This window comes from Pseudonocardia sp. ICBG601, from assembly GCF_020496245.1.
Map to the genome: position 1 here is coordinate 1 of NZ_JAHLJA010000198.1, position 17,421 is coordinate 17,421.

Here is a 17,421-nt window from a genome sequence, read left to right on the forward strand (position 1 = left end):
TGTCCCCGAAGCGGCCCTCCAGGGCGTCGAAGCCCTCGTCGACGCCCATGGTCGTGACCTGCTTGACCACCTCGTCGCCGTCGTAGCCGGCGTTGGAGGCGATGAGGTGCACGGGCTCGGTGAGCGCGTGCCGGACGATCTCGACGCCGATCCGGTAGTCCCCGGTCACGTCCAGCTCGTCGAGGGCGGGCTCGGCGTGCAGCAGCGCCGCGCCGCCACCGGCGACGATGCCCTCGGCCACCGCGGCCCGGGTCGCCTGCAGCGAGTCGTCCACGCGGTGCCGGATCTCGCGGGCCTCGGCGTTGGTCGGTGCCCCGACCGAGATGATCGCGGCCTTCCCGGACAGCCGGGCGATGCGGTCGGAGAAGAAGTCCTCGTCGGTGCCGATGGTCGCGCGGGCCAGCTCGGCGCGCAGCTGCGACAGCCGGTACTCCAGCTTCTGCTTGTCCCCGCGGCCGCCGATGATCGTGGTGCCCTCGCTGGTGACCTGCACCTGCACCGCGCGCCCCAGGTGCTCGACGTCGATCTGCTCGAGCGAGAACGAGGAGCTCTTGGAGTGCACCTGCCCGCCGCAGAGCGCGGCCATGTCCTCCAGCAGGTGGATGCGCTTCTCGCCGAAGCCGGGCGCCTTGATCGCGACGGCCTGGAAATGCCCGTTGACGTGGTTGTGGACCAGCATCTGCAGGGCGGTGCCCTCGACGGTCTCCGCGACGATGACGAGCGGGCGCCGGTCGTTGCGCATGATCCGGTCCAGCACCGGCATGATCTGCTGGACGTCCTTGATCTTGTGCGCGGTGAACAGGATGTAGGGGTCGTCGACGATCGCCTCGAGCGTGCCGGGGTTGGTCACCATGTACGGCGAGACGTACCCGTTGTCGAACTCGAAGTCCTCGACGAAGTCCACCGAGACCCCCGGCAGCGGGGTGTCGTCGACGGTGACCACGCCGTCGTCGCCGACGGTGTGCAGCGCCTTCGCGACGACCCGGCCGATCGTGTAGTCGTCGTTGGCCGAGATGGAGGCGACGCGGGCGTAGTCCTCCTCGGTGCTGACCGGGTGCGACACCGTCTGCAGGCGGTCGACGAGCGCGTTGACCGCGATGTCGATGCCCCGCTTGACCAGCACCGGGTTGCCACCGCGCTCGATGGCGCTCATGCCCTGCTTGACGATGGCCTGGGCGATGACGGTCGCGGTCGTGGTGCCGTCGCCGACCGTGTCGTTGGTCTTGACCGCCGCTTCCTTGACCAGCTGGGCGCCCATGTTCTCGAAGGGGTCGCGCAGGTGGATCTCGCGGGCGATCGTGACGCCGTCGTTCGTGACCTCGGGCGAGCCCGTGATCTTCTCCAGGATGACGTTACGGCCCTTGGGGCCGAGCTCTTGACGGCTTCGGCCAGCTGGTCGACGGGCCGGCCTGCAGCAGATGACGGCCCTCGGCGCCGAAGCGGAGTTCCTTGGCCATGGTGGGTCCTCCCGGAGAAAAGAGTCGGTCCAGGTGCGCGGGTGTGGATCAACGTGCGCAGCCGTGGCGCCGCGGAGGCGCGCTGCGCGGGTGGAGCGCACCGCCCGGGCCGTCGCCGGGCGTGGTGGGCCGGGGACGGGTCGTCGTCCCGGGCGGTGCGATCCGGGTGAGGAGCGGGTCCTTACACCGGCCTCAGGTCGAAGTCGATGTACTCGGCGGCGTCCTCGGGATTGGCGAACATGATGGTCTTGTCATCGAGGTGGACCATCCGCCCGTAGTGGGTGGACATGTTCTCCTCGAACTGGGCGGCGTCGAACCAGCCCTCCTCCTGGCCGGCCTCCTCGTCCATCGCGACGTAGTCCAGCTCGAACTTGCCCGTGCCGTCGACGCGGATCATCGAGGGCAGGTGCTGCACGGTCACGTTGTCCTGACGGTCCAGGACGGTCGCGATGACCGCGCCGATCTGGTTGTTCATCAGCGTGAAGCCGCACATGTTCGGACGCGGTGCTGTCCTGCTTGAACGGGCTGGTGCTGGTCACTGCTTCAGCTCCTCGGGGGACGTCGAGGCCGAGATCGCTGCAGATCCCGGCGAACCGGTTCTTGGCGCGGTCGAGGGAGTCCTCGAACGTGGGGGGCTTCGAGTCCGACTGGGACCACATCGGCTGCATGGTCCGGGCGGCCTCCAGTGCCTGCGGGACGTAGGTCCGCAGCCAGCCGCCCATCAGCGAGCGGTTGTGCTCGGCAAACTCGCGGTCCTGGGTGAGCGGCGCGAAGCAGGCGATCGACCAGCGCAGGTCGCGCTGGGCGTAGTCGTACTCGCCGGCACCCATGACCGTCGGGGTCACGTAGTCGCCGTTGGAGGCGGCGGACTGCATGACCAGGTTCGAGCGGAACAGCTCACCGACCAGCGGCTCGAAGACGCAGTTGGCCGCGAAGATGGCCTCGCCCCAGTCGTCCTGGACCGCGGTGAGGGCCTCGGTGAACTTGCGGGCGCCCTGCCACTCCGGCGCGTTGTCCCACGCGTCGAGGTGGGCGGCGCCGTCGAACCCGTCGATCTCCTCGGAGAGCGTCAGGTTGTAGAGCGCCAGGTCCTGGGCGAAGCGGATCTTGCGGGTGGAGTTCGCCGCGAGCGCCGTGTTGTGCATGTTGGTAGGCGCGGACCGCTCGTTGGACGCGAAGACGTAGAGGCCGAGGATGTGCTCGATGTGCATCCAGGCGCCGACGTTGCGCTCGACGAAGCGCACCCAGTTCGAGTTCCAGAGCTCGAACGCCTTCGCGTTGCGGGCGTTCTCGATGTTCTGGGTGAGCTGCCGTACGACGTTCGCGTTGTAGCGGAAGAGGCTCTGCTCCCACTCCTCGTTCGGGTCGCGGAACTCGTGCCAGCCGTGGGCCGGCCAGTTCTTCACGTGCATGCCGCCGCTGCCGATGCCGCGCTGCGGCTCCGGCTCGTCGACACCCCAGGCCTTGAGCTTGGTCCAGTGCAGCGGGTAGCCGCCCTCGCCGTTCGCGAAGCCGTAGATCCAGCCCTGCGAGAGGTAGTGCCGCGGGTCCGGCTGGACCTCGACGGTCGTGTCCTCGTACAGCGTCTGCTTGCGCTTGGCGGGCGCGTAGTAGTTGTAGCGGCGCGCGTTCGAGCTCGAGTCGGGGAACTCCCGCGCCCCGGCCTCCGCGTCGGTGAAGACGGGCTTGGGAACGCTGCGCTGCGAACCGGACGACGTGTCCTGCGTGGTGGGGGACTGAGTCATTGCTGTCCGTCCTCGCCTTCTTGCTCACCGGTCGTGGTGAACTTGTCGTAGAAGATGTTGGTCTCACTCACACCCAGCTGGGTCAGCGTCGCGATCGCCGCGTCGACCATCGGCGGGGGACCGCAGACGTAGGCATCCGCTCCCTTCAGATCGGATTCGTTCCGCCTGACCACCTCCGTGATCAGGCCGGTCTCGCCGGCCCAGTCCCCGCCGTCGCCGCCGTCGACGTCGGACAGGGCGGGGACGTACCGGAAGCCGTTGAGCTGGGGCGCCAGTTCGGCGATCTCCTTCTCGAAGCAGAGATCGGCCGCGGTGCGCGCGCCGTAGTAGAAGGTGGCCCGTCGTTCGACGCCGCCCTCGGCCATCGCCCGCAGCAGGCCCAGTACCGGCGCCATGCCGGCGCCACCGCCGACGAAGACGATCGGCGAGCTGCGGTTCTGGCGGAGGGTGAAGGTGCCGAAGGGCGCCTCGACGTCGAGCCGGTCACCGGGAGCGGCCTTCTCGTCGAGCCAGGTCCCGAACAGCCCACCCGGGTAGACCTTGATCACGAACTCGTACAGGCCGTCCCGGTTGGGGGTGTTGGCCATGGAGAACGAACGGCTCTCCTCGGTCCCGGGGCAGACGAGGTCCATGTACTGCCCGGGGAAGAACTTGATCTCCGACGGCTCGACCAGCTTGACGGTCAGGTGCCGCATGTCGTGGGTGACGGCCTCGACCGACACGACCTCGACCACGCCCTTGGTGAGGGGCAGGCCGGAGCGGATGATCTCCTCGTCGTAGTTGGTCAGCTCGATGACCAGGTCCTCATAGGCGTGCGCCCGGCACAGGAGGGTGTGGCCCTCCTCCTTCTCGTAGTCCGGGAGCGCGAAGGTCGAGTAGCTGTCGTACTCGATGTCCTCGCCCTCGAGCACGAAGGACTTGCAGGCCGAGCACTGGCCCTCCTTGCAGCCGTGCATGAGCTGGACGCCCTGCTCGGCCGCGGCGCGGAGGATGTTCTGGTCCTCGTCGACCTCGATCTCGATGCCGACGGGCTCGAACCGCACGACGTGTTTGTCGCCCACGAGCGCAGACCACCTCTCTTGGCGTGACTAGTGGCGTGAGAAAAAAGACCAATCGGACAGATGTGGGCAGGCGTCGCCCCGGGCCCCGCCCGGCGGACGGGAGTCCCGGGGTGACCCGGCCGGGGAAGACGACCCCCCGGCCGGGCCGCGGGAAGAGGGACCCGTCATGGCGTGACGGGAACCCCCTCCCCTCGCCTGACCCGCGCTCAGGCGTCGGTGGGCGCGGGCCGGCCTCCCGGCCCCTGGCGGTTGTAGTCCGCCACGAACGCCTCGCGCTCGGCGTCGCTCATCTCGTTGAGGATGACGTTGGGGCTGGCCAGGTGCGGCATGCGCCGCATGTGGTCCAGCGTCCACATCTTCTTCGGGTCGAGATCGAGGTGCGGCTGAGCGGTCAGCGTCTTGCCGTCGTCACGGACGAAGCCCATGTCCTGGATGACGTCGGCCCAGTTCCAGCCGTGGTAGAGCGTCTCCCACTCGCGGTGACCCACGAGCTTGCCCATGTTCGGGGTCTCGCGACCCTGGTACACGGGCCGGAAGGCCTCGGCGTCGGTCCAGCGGCAGACCTCGTGGCAGTACGTGCGCCACTGGCCGTCCACCTTGTCGACGACCATGTCCTCGCGCACCAGACACGGGACCATGCAGGTCCAGCAGCGGTGCGGGTACACGTAGTCGACGTCCTCGGCCACGATGGCGTGGTGACCGTTCGGCTTGGCGAGGCGGTTGTAGTTCTCCCACCACTTGCCGTACCGGTCGTACCAGCCCGGGTACTTGTACTCGAACCACTCGAAGTCGGTGTCGGTCATGCCGTCGATGCGCCAGTAGTTGGCGCACCAGCCGGTGGCGAAGAACTGCGCGACCTCGTGGACGTAGCCCTTGTTCCAGATCTGGTTCCAGGACTCCTCGACCAGGTCGTGCGGGATCACCAGGCCGTACTTCTCGAGCGGCAGCAGGTAGCTGCGGTAGTAGTCGTCGTAGATCCAGCGGCGCCACATCTCCGCGTAGGACTCGCGGTCCTTGCGGCGGTCCTTCGTGCCGTACTCGATGAAGGTACCGATGGCGGCGTCGACGACGCGGTGGTTGTTCCACCACGCGTAGCGCAGGTCGCGCTCGAGCAGCTGGCGGTTGTCCTCGTCCGACAGCGCCATCAGGAGCGTGGCGTAGCCGTTGGAGATGTGCCGCGACTCGTCGGACTGCACCGAGTGGAACACCGTCGGCAGCAGGTAGTCGCCGTTGGCGGCCGCCTCTGCCGGCATCGCCACGAACAGGGTGTTCGTGAACGCGGTCTCCGCGACGATGGTCAGGTAGATCGACGCGGCGGTGATGGCGTCACCGGTGATGAACCCCTCCGCGAACTGGCGGCCGATGGTGCCGCAGTAGTCCGACTGGAAGTTCCGCAGCGAGTTGTTGAAGCCCGCCGGGTCGATGTAGTTGTTCATGTACAGGCGCTTGAGGTTCTGCTGGATCGTGCTGTGCCGAACCTCGTCGATCATCTGGATCGCCTGGCCGTTGTGCAGCTCCGGGTTCGGAACCACGTGGAACAGCATCGGCATCGAGCGCGCCGCCGAGATCTCCGGCAACGGGATGATCGACAGGAAGAGCTTCTGCCACTCCAGCCAGCGCTCCTGCACCTGCCGGAACATGTTGCCGCGGATGGCACCGTCCTGGGCGCCGTAGACGCGGTGGTCCTTCTCCTCCTCCATCGGGAAGTACGAGCGCAGGACCTGCTTGAGCGGGTCCTTCTTCGCCGCCTTCTTGAAGGTGTAGTCGGTTCCGTACTTCATGTACGGCTCGTGGTACTGCGGCTCCCAGGAAAGCTCCTGGATCTTCTGGTGAGCCTTCGCCAAACTCTGCCGACTCACGTCGTCTCCTCACGGTGGTGGGTTGTGGTCGGATCAGCGGGCGAGCGCGGGTAGCCCGATGTCGTGGTCGTGCACGGAGGGCGGACGGCCCGGCGACGTGGGTGGTTGCCGCGTCTGGCGATGCCGTCTGTCTTCCGTGCTGCGAATCACACATGGTCCGACAGGCATTCGAGGTCTCAATATGAGACTCTTCCGCCCCGCCACCTGTGGTGATCTTGCTCTCACGGCGCGTACCGTCGCCGTGGCCACGGGATCCGGGCAGGTCACCGCTGTCGCACGCGGGTCCCCGGTGGTCGTGTCCCGAGCTCGACACTGGCAAGGAGGCCGTGTGTGAGACCCCTGCCCGACGGCGCGCAGGGCGCCACCCGGGCGGGCCGGCCGACGCCGCGCCCGCGACACCCCGGGGACGGATCTGACGTCTCCGCCACCGGCTCGGCGCCCACATCCGTGTCCAGGACCGCTACCAGCACCGCGGCCAAACGGATCGCGGCGGCCCGCGAGGCGTTCCTGCACCACGAGCAGATGCGTGAGGACGCGGTCCGCCCACCGATCCTGGCGTCCTGGATCCGGTCGCGGGACAGCGACGTGGCGCCGGACTCCATCGACCTGCCCGAGGTCGGCCGCGAGACCGACAGCCCGCTGGTACGGGCGGCCACCCCGATCGTCTCCGAGCTGTGCGACCAGTTCGCCACCGAGCCGGTCAGCCTCATCCTCTGCGACTCCGACGGTGTCGTCCTCGACCGCCGGACCGGTGACTCCGCGCTGCGTCAGCACCTGGACCGGGTGTGGCTCGTCCCCGGTTTCTCCTACGCCGAGCAGCACGTCGGCACCAACGGCATCGGCACCGCGCTGGAGGGCAGGCGGCCGACCGAGGTGTTCGGGCACGAGCACTTCGTCGAGCACCTGGAGGACCTGGCCTGCGCCGGCGCTCCGATCCGGCACCCGGTCACCGGCAAGATCCTGGGCGTCATCGATCTGACCTGCTGGCGGACCGAGGCGAACGCGCTGATGGTCGCCACCGCCGCGACGACGGCCCGCCGCATCGAGGAGGCGTTGCTCGCCGCGTCCGGGCGGCACGAGCTGACGCTGCTGCACGACTACCTGACCGCGGTCCAACGCGGGGGCGACTCCGCGGTGCTCGCCGTCGGCGACGACCTCGTGATGATGAACGACCGCGCCCGCGAGCTCATCGCCCCCGGGGACCAGGCCCCGCTGCTGGCCGGGGCGACCGACGCGCTGCGGGCCGGGCGCAACCGCCAGCTCGTCGTCGACCTGCCGAGCGGGGCGACCGCGCGCGTGCAGTGCCGGCCCAGCTGGAACGAGGCGGGCTCGGCGGGCGGCATCCTGCAGGTGAGCCTGACCCACCGCGAGACCGTCGGCCGCGGCTCCGCGACGCCGACGATCACCACCGCGCTACCGACCGCCGTCGGCTCGGGGGCGCTGTGGACCAAGTGCGCCCAGGCCGTGGACCGGCACTTCCGCACCAACGAGTGGCTGGTGCTGCAGGGCGAGCCCGGCTCCGGCCGGACCACGCTGGCCCGCGCCACCCACCACCTCCACTCCCCCGCCGGGCACGTCCGCGTGCTCGACGCCGGCGACGTGGGCCCGCGCTGGTTCTCCGAGGTGACCGACGAGCTCGGCGGGGGCGGCGGGACGCTGGTGCTGCGCGAGGTCGACCGGCTGCCCCCGGCCGCCGCGGCGGCGCTCGCCGACGTGCTGGAGCCGCACCGCGAGTCGACCGACCCGGAGCGGGCCTGGGTCGTCGCGACCCGCGGCAGCTCCCGGACCACCGACTCGCCCGAGCTGGCGTCGCTGCTGGACTGCTTCCCGCGCACCATCGAGGTCCCGCCGCTGCGCCACCACGTGGAGGACGTCGCCGAGCTGGTTCCCTATCTGCTCGCCCGGCTGACCCGGGGCGCCGACCTGACCTGTGCGCCGGAGGCCCTGCGGGTGCTCATGCGCCACCGGTGGCCGGGCAACGTCGAGCAGCTCTACCAGGTGCTGCGCAAGGTCGTGAGCCGTCGCCGAACCGGGGTGATCCGGCTGGAGGACCTGCCACCGGAGACACGGGTGCTGGCCCGGCGGGTACTGACCCCGCTCGAGTCGATCGAGTGCGACGCCATCGTCGACGCCCTGCTCGACGCCGACGGCAACAAGGCCGAGGCGGCGCGCCGGCTCGGGATGAGCCGGGCGACGATCTACCGCAAGATCCGAGGCTACGGCATCGCGACGCCGGAGGGTGCGGGGATGGCCCGGTAGCGGCCGTCGCGCAGGGCAGACGTGGGCGCGCGGTGAGGTCCGTCCGGGGGTGCGGCAACCCCCGTTCGGCCCCTACCGTCGGTCCATGGCACTACTCCGACGGTTGTTCGTGTTCCCCGACGGCACCCCGGCCCTGCTGCGCGGCGCGGTCGGTGGCCTGATCGTGCTGGTCTCCGTACTCTGGCCGTTCGCACTGCTGCCCGCGGGCACCTCGACCGTGGTGATCGTCGTGGCGGCCGCGCTGTCGGTCCTGGTGCTGTCCGCCGTGGCCACGGCGCTGCTGCGACGGCGGTACCCGGACGCCTCCCGCTGACCCCGGGGCTGTTGATCTACGGTCCGTGCCCATGACGGGAACGGACACCACCGCACCCTGGCCGGACTCCGCGTTCCCCGCGGACCCCTATCCGGGTGCTCGGCCGCCGTGCTCGTTCCTGCACGTCGACGGCCGCACCCACCCCCTGACGGCCGACCCGTCGACGCCCTCGGGATGGCGGGTCGACGGTCGTTGTCTCGACGACGTGCTCGCCGGAGCGAACGCGCCGCCGATGGCCGGGCGGGTACCGCTGCTGGCCTACGGCTCGAACGCCTGCCCGTCGAAGATCTCCTGGATGCGCGAGGCCCACGGGCTGACCGGACCGGCCGTCGTGCTGCGGGTGCGCACCGAGGGCCTGGCGGCGGTCTGGTCGGCCGGCCGCCGGGTCGTCGACGACCAGCGCCCGGCCACCCTCGCCGCCGTCGGCGGGGCGGTCGAGGAGCACACCGTGTGGCTGGTCGCGCCGGAGCAGTTCGCCGCGCTCGACGCCGTCGAGGGCCGCGACGCCGACCCGCCGCGCTACCGGCTGGCCCGGGTCGCGACCGGGCGGGTCACGCTCGTCGACGCCGCCGGGGTGCTGGACCGGCCGTGGGCCTACCTCGCCCCGGCGGTCCCCACCGGCGACGCCCGCACCGACCGCCGTCCGCTGCACGTCGACGGGGCACCCGTCCGCTGCGCCGACCTCGCCCAGGCCGGGGCCGTCGCGCTGTCCGGGGCACCCGGCCCGGACGGTCTCGACGCCACGACCGTCGACGGCGTACCCGTGCCGGAGCAGTGGCCGTCTCGGGTGTTCGTCTACGGCACCCTCATGCCCGGCCGCCGGGCCTTCGGGATGCTGCGCGGGCACGCCTCTGACGTGCTGCCCCAGCCGGTGGTGCTGCCGACCGGCGCGGTCGCCGACACCGGCCGCGGGTACCCCGCGCTGACCCTCGACACCGGCGACGGGGTGCCCGGCTGGGTCGTCGAGCTGGCCGACCCGGAGACCGCGCTGGCCGCGCTCGACGCCTACGAGGGCCCGGAGTACGCGCGATCCCGGTGGTTCTCGACGACGGCACCGTGTGCTGGGCCTGGGTGTGGACCGCGGCGCGGGACGGCCACGTGCCGCTGCCACACGGCTGGTCCCTGCCCTGACGCCGACCGGGCCCGTCCCCGACGGGGACGGGCCCGGTGTGGACCGGTGCTACGGCTCAGGAAGCGGTCTTCGCGGCCTGCCGTGCGCGGTGCTCGGCGAGCCCGGGGATCTCCCGGCCGGAGATCGATACGCCCTTCGTCTCGATGACGAAGTAGAGCGCGATCATGCGATCACGCAGGCGCCCATCATGTAGTAGGCCGGGAACAGGACGTCGCCGGTTCCCTCGATCGCCGACTCGTTGATCAGCGGCGCGGTGCCGCCGAACGCTGCCGTCGCCACGTTGTAGGAGATCGCCATGCCGGCGAAGCGGACGTGGGTCGGGAACATCGCCGGGAACGTCGCGGAGATCGTCCCGAGCTGGAGCAGGTAGATCAGCCCGAGCACGGTGAACCCGAGGATCGCCAGCGGCACGCTCACCGCCATCAGCATGTACATCGGGATCGCCAGCACGAAGATGCCGACCAGCGAGATCCACCAGCACGGTTTGCGGCCGATCCGGTCCGACAACGCCCCCGCGAAGGGGATCAGCAGCATCATCACGACCTGGCCGACCACGGCGACCGTGTCGGCGCTCGCCGAGTCCATCGACAGCGTCGTCTGCAGGTAGGTCGGCATGTAGGTCAGCAGCGTGTAGTTGATGACGTTCAGCGCGATGACCAGGCCGAACAGCGCGAGGATCGGCTGCCAGTAGCGGACGAGGAGGTCCTTGAGAGCGCCGGTCGCGGCGGACTCGGACTCGCCGGCGGCCTCCAGGTCACGGAACACCGGGTGTCCTCGAGCTTGGTCCGGATGTAGAGGCCGATCATCGCCAGCGGCAGGGCGATCATGAACGGGATGCGCCAGCCGTAGTCGAGCATGGCCTGCTCGCCGATCGCGGTCTCCAGGCCGAAGACGACCAGCACCGCGAGCGTGAAGCCGGCCAGGGTGCCGAACTCCAGGAAGCTGCCCCAGAACCCGCGCTTGCGGTCCGGCGCGTACTCCGCCATGAAGGTGGCGGCGCCGCCGTACTCACCGCCGGTGGAGAAGCCCTGGACGATCCGCAGCAGGAACAGCAGCGCCGGGGCGGCCCAGCCGATCGTCGCGTAGGACGGGATGACGCCGATCAGGAACGTCGCGACGCCCATCAGGATGATCGTCATCGACAGGACCTTCTGCCTGCCGATGCGGTCCCCGAGCGGCCCCCACACGAAGCCGCCGAGCGGCCGCAGGATGAAGGAGATCGCGAAGCCCAGCAGCGTTCCCAGGTAGCCCAGTTCGCCCGGGAAGAACGCGTTCGTCAGTTCGACGGTCAGGTAGGCGTAGATGCCGTAGTCGAACCATTCCGTCGCGTTCCCGATCGCCGACGCGGCGACCGCCCTCCGCAGTACGGAGGGCTCCACGTCGTTCTCGCCACTCTGTTGACCAGCATCTGCCGGAACCGATGACATTCGAGGACCCCCACTCACGCAATGCGTAAACCGCTACCGGAAGCGCATTTCGTTACACGATCGACATATCCCAGCACCATTGCGGTGTGCGGAGCCTACAGAGCGGAAAGGGGACCTGCCACCCAGGGCCCCGGCAAAGTCGTGATAGACGGCGGCAGCCGTCCCGCACGGCCTTCTGATTGCCGCACTGCACCTGCCTGTGACCAGCTATAGCGCCGATCGGCACCGCAACGGCACCGCGCGTCACGGCCCACCACAAGATCATCTAGCGACTTTGCCGGGCCCTGACCTGCCACCCACGCCCGCTGATCGAGACCGGTGCGCGACCTCCGCTCCGTGTAGCGTCGCCGACGTGCTGGCGATCGACGGCCTCGCCAAGCGGTTCGGCCCTGCCACCGCCCTCGACGAGGTGAGCTTCACGGTCGGTGCGGGCGAGGTGTTCGGCTTCGTCGGCGGCAACGGGGCGGGCAAGACGACGACGATGCGGATCGTGCTCGGCGTCCTCGACGCCGACGCCGGTGCGGTCACCTGGAAGGGCGCGCCGCTCGGTCCCGCGGAACGCCGTCGGATCGGGTACCTGCCCGAGGAGCGCGGTCTCTACCCGCGGATGCGGGTCGCCGAGCAGCTCGTCTACCTGGCCCGGCTGCACGGGATGTCACGGTCGGAGGCCCAGGCGGCCACCGAGACCTGGACCGAGCGGGTCGGGCTGGCCGGGCGCCGCGGCGACGAGGTGCAGAAGCTGTCGCTGGGCAACCAGCAACGGGTGCAGCTGTGCGCCGCGCTGGTGCACGACCCCGATCTGCTGGTGCTCGACGAGCCGTTCTCCGGGCTGGACCCGGCGGCCGTCGACACCCTGGGGGCGGTGCTGCGCGCGAGCGCGCCGCGGCCGGGGTGCCGGTGGTGTTCTCCTCCCACCAGCTGGAGCTGGTGGAGCGGCTCTGCGACCGGGTGGGCATCATCTCGGCGGGCCGGATGGTGGCGATCGGCACGGTCGACGGGCTACGCGCCGGTGCCGCCGACCGCTACGACGTCACCGGCCCGCCACCGGGCTGGGCCGACGACCTCCCCGGGGTGCGGGTCCTCGACGTCGACGGTGCCCGCACCCGCGTCGAGCTGGCGCCGGGCACCGACGACCAGGCGCTGCTGGCCGCGGCGCTGGCCGCCGGGCCGGTGCACGCGTTCGGTCCGTACCGGCCGCCGCTGACCGAGCTGTACCGCGACGCCGTGCGCGACCGCGCCGTCCCGGCGGACCCCGCCCTTCCCACGGACGGCGCCCTCCCGACGGACCGCGCCCGATGAAGACTGTGCTGCTCGTCGCGCGGCGCGAGATCACCACCCAGCTGCGGTCGCGGACGTTCGTCGTCGGGATCCTGCTGATGCTGCTGGTGTTCGGCGGCTACGGCGCGGTGATCGTGTTCGCCGGGACGCAGGGCTCGTCGTCGTCGCTGGTGCTGGACGGGCCGGCCCGCGAGCTGCGCAGCGAGCTGCAGGGCACCGCGGACCGGCTGGGCACCACGCTGCGCGTGACCGAGGCCGGGAACCGGGACACCGCGGAGTCGATGGTCCGCACCGGCGAGGCCGACGCGATGCTCACCGGGGCACCGGGGACCTACCAGCTCGTGGGCCTCGACGACGTCGCTCCCGGGCTGCGGTCGCTGGTCGCCGACGTGGTGGAGCAGCAGGCCGTGCGCGAGTCACTGCTCGCCGCGGGGGCCGACCCGGACCGGGTGAGCACGCTGTCCGGGGTCGGGGTGCGCACCCTCGAACCGGTCGACACCGAGCTCGGGCAGCGGATCGGCACCGCGTTCGTGGTGACGTTCCTGCTGTTCTTCTCGGTGACCGCCTACGGCGCGGCCGTCGCACAGGGGGTGGTCGAGGAGAAGGCCGGGCGCGTGGTCGAGCTGCTGCTCGCGACCGTCCCGGCGCGGCAGCTGCTCGCGGGGAAGGTGCTCGGGCTCGGCCTGGTCGGGCTGCTGCAGCTGCTGATCCTCGGCGGGGTGGGCGCGGCCGTCGCGGTGGGCACCGGCGTGCTCGCGGTCCCGGCGCTGCTGCTGCCGACGCTGGTGTCCGCGCTGGCCTGGTACCTGGTCGGGTTCTTCCTGTTCGCGACGCTCTACGCGGCGGCGGGCGCGCTGGTGTCCCGACAGGAGGAGCTCCAGTCGGTGACCGCGCCGATCGCCATCGTGCTGCTCGTGCCGTTCCTGCTCGCCGTCGCCGTGCTGCCCGTGGACCCGCGCAACCCCGTCACCACGGTGCTGTCGTTCGTGCCGTACCTGTCGCAGACGCTCATGCCCGCGCGCACCGCGCTCGGCGTCACCGCGTGGTGGGAGCCGGTGCTCGCCTATCTGCTGGCGCTGGCCGCCCTCGCCGGGATGGTGCTGCTGTCGGCACGGGTGTACCGCAACTCGGTGCTGCGCACCGCGGCCCGGGTCCGCTGGCGGGACGCGCTCAGGGCCGGGCGGCCTTGACCTGGTCGTAGCGGGCGAGCGCGTCCTGGCGCTCGGCCTTGTGGTCGACCATCGGCTCCGGATAGCCCTCCGGGATGCCGCCGGGCAGCTTCCACGGCTGGTGCACGGCCTTGCCCCCGACCTCGGCGAGCTCGGGCACCCAGCGGCGCACGTAGTCCCCGTCGGGGTCGAACCGCTCGCCCTGGGTGATGGGGTTGAAGATCCGGAAGTACGGCGACGCGTCCGTCCCCGACCCGGCCGTCCACTGCCAGCCGTGCTGGTTGGAGGCCAGGTCGCCGTCGACGAGCAGCGACATGAAGTGCCGCGCGCCGCGCCACCACGGAAGGTGCAGGTCTTTGACCAGGAACGACGCGACGATCATCCGCACCCGGTTGTGCATCCACGCCTCGCCCCGCAGCTGGCGCATCCCGGCGTCGACGATCGGGAAGCCCGTCCGGCCCTCGCACCAGCGCTCGAAGTCGGCGTCGGCGGCCTTCCCGGTGCGCAGCGGCAGGTGGTCGAAGGCCTTGTCGTAGTTCTCGCGCGCGGAGTCCGGGCGCCGGTACAGCACGTCGGCGTAGAACTCCCGCCAGGCGATCTCGGTGCGGTAGGTCTTCACCGAGTCCCCCTTCTGCTTCGCCAGGTCCGCGAGCAGCGTGCGCGGGTGGACGCAGCCGTACTTGAGGTACGGCGACATGCCCGAGGTGCCGCGCTCGGCGGGCAGGTCGCGGGCGGACCCGTAGTCCGCCACGCCCTCGTCGAGGAAGTCCGCCCAGCGGGCCAGCGCCGCGGCCTCCCCCGCCTCGGGCAGCTCGGCCTCGACCGGCTCGTCGTCCGGGATCCGCACCGCGCGGGGTCCGCCGCTCTTGTCGGCGGGGTCCATCCACGTGCACGTCGACGCGTCGGTCCCGGCCGGGGCGCGCCAGCCGTGGTCGACCCACGCCCGGCTGAACGGGGTGAACACCTTGAACGGCCCGCCGGTGCCCTTCTCCACCCGGCCGGGCGCGACGGCGTAGGGCGAGCCGGTCCGGACGAGCTCGACGCCGTCCTCGGCGAGTGCCTTCTCGACCTGCTCGTCGCGCTCGCGGCCGTAGGGGCCGTAGTCCGCGGCGACGTGCACGGTCTGCGCGCCGACGGCCGTCGCGATCCGCGGGACGACGTCCGCCGGGTCCCCCTTCACCACGAGCAGCTTCCCGCCCAGGGCCTCGTCGAGCTCGCGCAGGCAGCCGTAGAGGAAGTTCGCCCGCGCGGCTCCGGAGGGTTTCAGCAGTGCCGGGTCCAGCACGAACAGCGCGAGCGCGCGGTCGGCGGCGGCGGCCGCCGCGAGGAAGGTGGGCTGGTCGGCGACCCGGAGGTCTCGTCGGAACCAGACGACGGCAGTGCTGGGCGCCATGCCGGTCGACGCTAGCGCCGCCGCGTCCCACCCGCCCGCCGAACCGCGCCCCCTCCCCCGGTCGCACTCCCGCCCCCGGAACGCACGAGCGGGCCGCTCGTACGACGAGGTCGTACGAGCGGCCCGCTCGTGCAGAGAGGCCGGTGCGGTGCTGCTACCTGGTCAGCGCTGGCCGACCGGGACGTAGAGGCGCTCCGCGGAACCGGTGTAGAGCTGGCGCGGACGCCCGATCTTGTTCTGCGGGTCGTTCATCATCTCGCGCCAGTGCGCGATCCAGCCCGGGAGCCGGCCGAGCGCGAACAGCACGGTGAACATCTTCACCGGGAAGCCCATCGCCCGGTAGATGACGCCGGTGTAGAAGTCGACATTCGGGTAGAGCTTGCGCTCGACGAAGTAGTCGTCGGCCAGCGCCTTCTCCTCGAGCGTCATCGCGATGTCGAGCAGCGGGTCGTTGACGCCGAGCTTCTTGAGGATCGTCTCGGCCTGCTCCTTGACGATCTTCGCGCGCGGGTCGTAGTTCTTGTAGACCCGGTGCCCGAAGCCCATCAGCTTCGCGCCCTGCTCCTTGTTCTTGACCCGGCTGACGAAGTCGTCGACGTTGCCGCCCTCGACGTCCTTGATGCGGGTCAGCATCTCCAGCACCGCCTGGTTGGCGCCGCCGTGCAGCGGGCCGAACAGCGCGTTCACGCCGGCGGAGATGGAGGCGAACAGGTTGGCCTGGCTGGAACCGACGAGACGCACCGTCGAGGTCGAGCAGTTCTGCTCGTGGTCGGCGTGCAGGATCAGCAGCGTGTCGAGCGCGCGGACCATGTCGGGGTCCAGCTCGTAGGGCTCGGCGGGGAACCCGAAGGTCATCCGCAGGAAGTTCTCGACGAGGCCGAGTGAGTTGTCCGGGTACAGGAACGGCTGCCCGACGGACTTCTTGTAGGCGTAGGCGGCGATCGTGAAGACCTTCGCCATGAGCCGGACGGTGGAGAGCTCGACGGCCTCCTCGTCGTGCGGGTCCAGCGAGTCCTGGTAGAAGGTCGACAGCGCGCTGACCGCGGACGACAGCACCGGCATCGGGTGCGCGTCCCGCGGGAAGCCCTCGAAGAAGCGCTTCAGGTCCTCGTGCAGCAGGGTGTGCCGGCTGATCCGGGTGGTGAAGGCGTCGAGCTGCTGCTGGCTCGGCAGCTCGCCGTAGATCAGCAGGTAGCTGACCTCGAGGAACGTGGAGTTCCCTGCCAGCTGGTCGATCGGGTAGCCGCGGTAGCGCAGGATGCCGGCGTCACCGTCGATGTAGGTGATCGCCGAGGAGCAGGCCGCGGTGCTGGTGAAGCCCGGGTCGAAGGTGACCAGGCCGGTCTTGCCGAGCAGCTTGCTGACGTCGACGGCCTGTGACCCCTCCGTCGGGGTGTGCACCGCGGTCTCGAACTCGCCGCCCGAATACCGGAGTACGGCGGTGTCGGACTTGGCGGCGGTCTCGTCGGACATGTGGAGGTTCCCTCTCACAGCGGGGATCAATCGGGTCTCGGGCACACGCTAGCCCGCCGGGGCGAATCCGCAGAACGCGGCGACGATTCTCACCCTCCGTCGCGGGGCGCGCGGTAGCGGAGGAACTCCGGGAAGCGCCAGACGCACAGCAGCACGCCCACGATCACCGCGGCGCCGCCGAGCGTCGCGGTGACACCGGGCCCGATCAACGACGCCGCCGCCGAGCCGTGCCACATGTCGGCCAGCCGTGGCCCGCCCGCGACGACGACGATGAACACGCCCTGCATCCGGCCGCGCATCTCGTCGGTCGCGACGGTCTGCAGCATCGAGGACCGGTAGACCGAGCTGACCAGGTCGCCGGCGCCGGCGACGGCCAGCGCGAGCACCGCGAGGAACAACGACCCGGTCAGGCCGAACACCAGGACCCCACCGCCCCAGACGCACACCGCGACCACGACCACGACGCCTTGGCGCTGCACCTTCTGCAACCAGCCCGACAGCACGCCGCCGGCGACCATCCCGATCGGGATCGCCGCGTACAGCAGGCCCTGCTGGACACCTCCGTCGGCCGTACCGCCGAAGGTGTCCACCGCCATCTGCGGGAACAGCACCCGGGGCATGCCCAGCCCCATCGCGATCACGTCGACCAGGAACGAGACGAGCAGGATGCGCTGGGTACCGACGTAGCGGAAGCCGTCGACCACCGCGCGCAGCCCCACCTTCGGACGCTCACCGTCCACCCGCTGCGCGGAGCTCGGCAGCGCGGGCAGCCGCCAGGTCGCCCACAGCGTCGCCAGCAGGAAGATCGCGTCGACCAGGTAGAGGTCGACAGCCCGATGAACGGGATCAGCACCC

10 protein-coding genes and 4 pseudogenes are annotated in these 17,421 nt (G+C 70.7%); 5 read left to right on the forward strand and 9 right to left on the reverse strand.

The genetic code is table 11. The annotated features are described in order from the left end of the window. From KPL57_RS59975 to KPL57_RS59995, 5 genes and pseudogenes are all read right to left on the reverse strand, one after another. The coding region (locus tag KPL57_RS59975) for a molecular chaperone GroEL (RefSeq protein ID WP_226358861.1) at positions 1-1,558 on the reverse strand (1,558 nt) is incomplete at its 3' end. A gap of 80 nt (positions 1,559-1,638) precedes the next feature. Beyond that, positions 1,639-1,996: pseudogene (mimD, locus tag KPL57_RS59980) on the reverse strand (propane 2-monooxygenase effector subunit MimD). A gap of 12 nt (positions 1,997-2,008) precedes the next feature. After that, positions 2,009-3,202, reverse strand: a pseudogene (locus KPL57_RS59985) (toluene hydroxylase); the annotation flags it as partial. Continuing rightward, positions 3,199-4,263: a 2Fe-2S iron-sulfur cluster binding domain-containing protein gene (locus tag KPL57_RS59990; RefSeq protein WP_208824608.1), complete on the reverse strand. Its 1,065-nt coding sequence runs from the start codon at positions 4,261-4,263 to the stop codon at positions 3,199-3,201. The pseudogene KPL57_RS59985 and the gene KPL57_RS59990, both read right to left, overlap by 4 nt. Before the next feature lie 206 nt (positions 4,264-4,469). Next, on the reverse strand, positions 4,470-6,107 hold the full coding sequence (locus tag KPL57_RS59995) for a methane monooxygenase (RefSeq protein WP_043276429.1): 1,638 nt from the start codon (positions 6,105-6,107) through the stop codon (positions 4,470-4,472). A 462-nt stretch (positions 6,108-6,569) separates the two neighbouring features. Here KPL57_RS59995 and KPL57_RS60000 point away from each other — a divergent pair, with 462 nt between their 5' ends. From KPL57_RS60000 to KPL57_RS60010, 3 genes are all read left to right on the forward strand, one after another. Next, positions 6,570-8,381 carry a helix-turn-helix domain-containing protein gene (locus KPL57_RS60000; RefSeq protein ID WP_226358862.1) on the forward strand — a complete coding sequence of 604 codons (1,812 nt, stop codon included), beginning with the start codon at positions 6,570-6,572 and terminating at the stop codon, positions 8,379-8,381. A gap of 85 nt (positions 8,382-8,466) precedes the next feature. Then, entirely contained in the window at positions 8,467-8,694 is a 228-nt protein-coding gene (locus tag KPL57_RS60005) for a hypothetical protein (protein WP_226358859.1), read from the forward strand. A 31-nt stretch (positions 8,695-8,725) separates the two neighbouring features. Next, the gene (locus tag KPL57_RS60010; protein ID WP_226358863.1) at positions 8,726-9,973 is read left to right on the forward strand and encodes a gamma-glutamylcyclotransferase; all 1,248 of its coding nucleotides are present in this window, start codon (positions 8,726-8,728) and stop codon (positions 9,971-9,973) included. A 15-nt stretch (positions 9,974-9,988) separates the two neighbouring features. On the opposite strand, the pseudogene KPL57_RS73335 reads toward KPL57_RS60010, so the two are convergent. Further along, a pseudogene (locus KPL57_RS73335) lies at positions 9,989-11,253 on the reverse strand (MFS transporter). Between the two features lie 352 nt (positions 11,254-11,605). Between KPL57_RS73335 and KPL57_RS60020 the strand changes: the two are divergent. Together KPL57_RS60020 and KPL57_RS60025 are read left to right on the forward strand one after the other, a co-directional pair. Beyond that, positions 11,606-12,552, forward strand: a pseudogene (locus KPL57_RS60020) (ABC transporter ATP-binding protein). After that, entirely contained in the window at positions 12,549-13,721 is a 1,173-nt protein-coding gene (locus KPL57_RS60025; protein ID WP_226358864.1) for an ABC transporter permease, read from the forward strand. The pseudogene KPL57_RS60020 and the gene KPL57_RS60025 overlap by 4 nt, the downstream one beginning before the upstream one ends. Here KPL57_RS60025 and KPL57_RS60030 read toward each other — a convergent pair. The 3 genes from KPL57_RS60030 to KPL57_RS60040 all read right to left on the reverse strand — a co-directional run. Next, positions 13,702-15,093 carry a deoxyribodipyrimidine photo-lyase gene (locus KPL57_RS60030; protein WP_226358865.1) on the reverse strand — a complete coding sequence of 464 codons (1,392 nt, stop codon included), beginning with the start codon at positions 15,091-15,093 and terminating at the stop codon, positions 13,702-13,704. The two genes, KPL57_RS60025 and KPL57_RS60030, sit on opposite strands and share 20 nt — an antisense overlap. 162 nt (positions 15,094-15,255) lie before the next feature. Continuing rightward, a complete protein-coding gene (locus KPL57_RS60035) occupies positions 15,256-16,566 on the reverse strand; it encodes a citrate synthase (protein WP_060713456.1) in 1,311 nt (436 codons plus the stop codon). 89 nt (positions 16,567-16,655) lie between these two features. Further along, the coding region (locus KPL57_RS60040; RefSeq protein ID WP_226358866.1) for an MFS transporter at positions 16,656-17,421 on the reverse strand (766 nt) is incomplete at its 5' end.

Excerpts from the sequence above, each read along its gene's own strand:
- KPL57_RS60005 (WP_226358859.1), top strand. The coding sequence starts at position 8,467 with ATGGCACTACTCCGACGGTTGTTCGTGTTCCCCGACGGCACCCCGGCC.
- KPL57_RS60010 (WP_226358863.1), top strand. The coding sequence starts at position 8,726 with ATGACGGGAACGGACACCACCGCACCCTGGCCGGACTCCGCGTTCCCC.
- KPL57_RS60025 (WP_226358864.1), top strand. The coding sequence starts at position 12,549 with ATGAAGACTGTGCTGCTCGTCGCGCGGCGCGAGATCACCACCCAGCTG.
- KPL57_RS60030 (WP_226358865.1), bottom strand. The coding sequence starts at position 15,093 with ATGGCGCCCAGCACTGCCGTCGTCTGGTTCCGACGAGACCTCCGGGTC.
- KPL57_RS60035 (WP_060713456.1), bottom strand. The coding sequence starts at position 16,566 with ATGTCCGACGAGACCGCCGCCAAGTCCGACACCGCCGTACTCCGGTAT.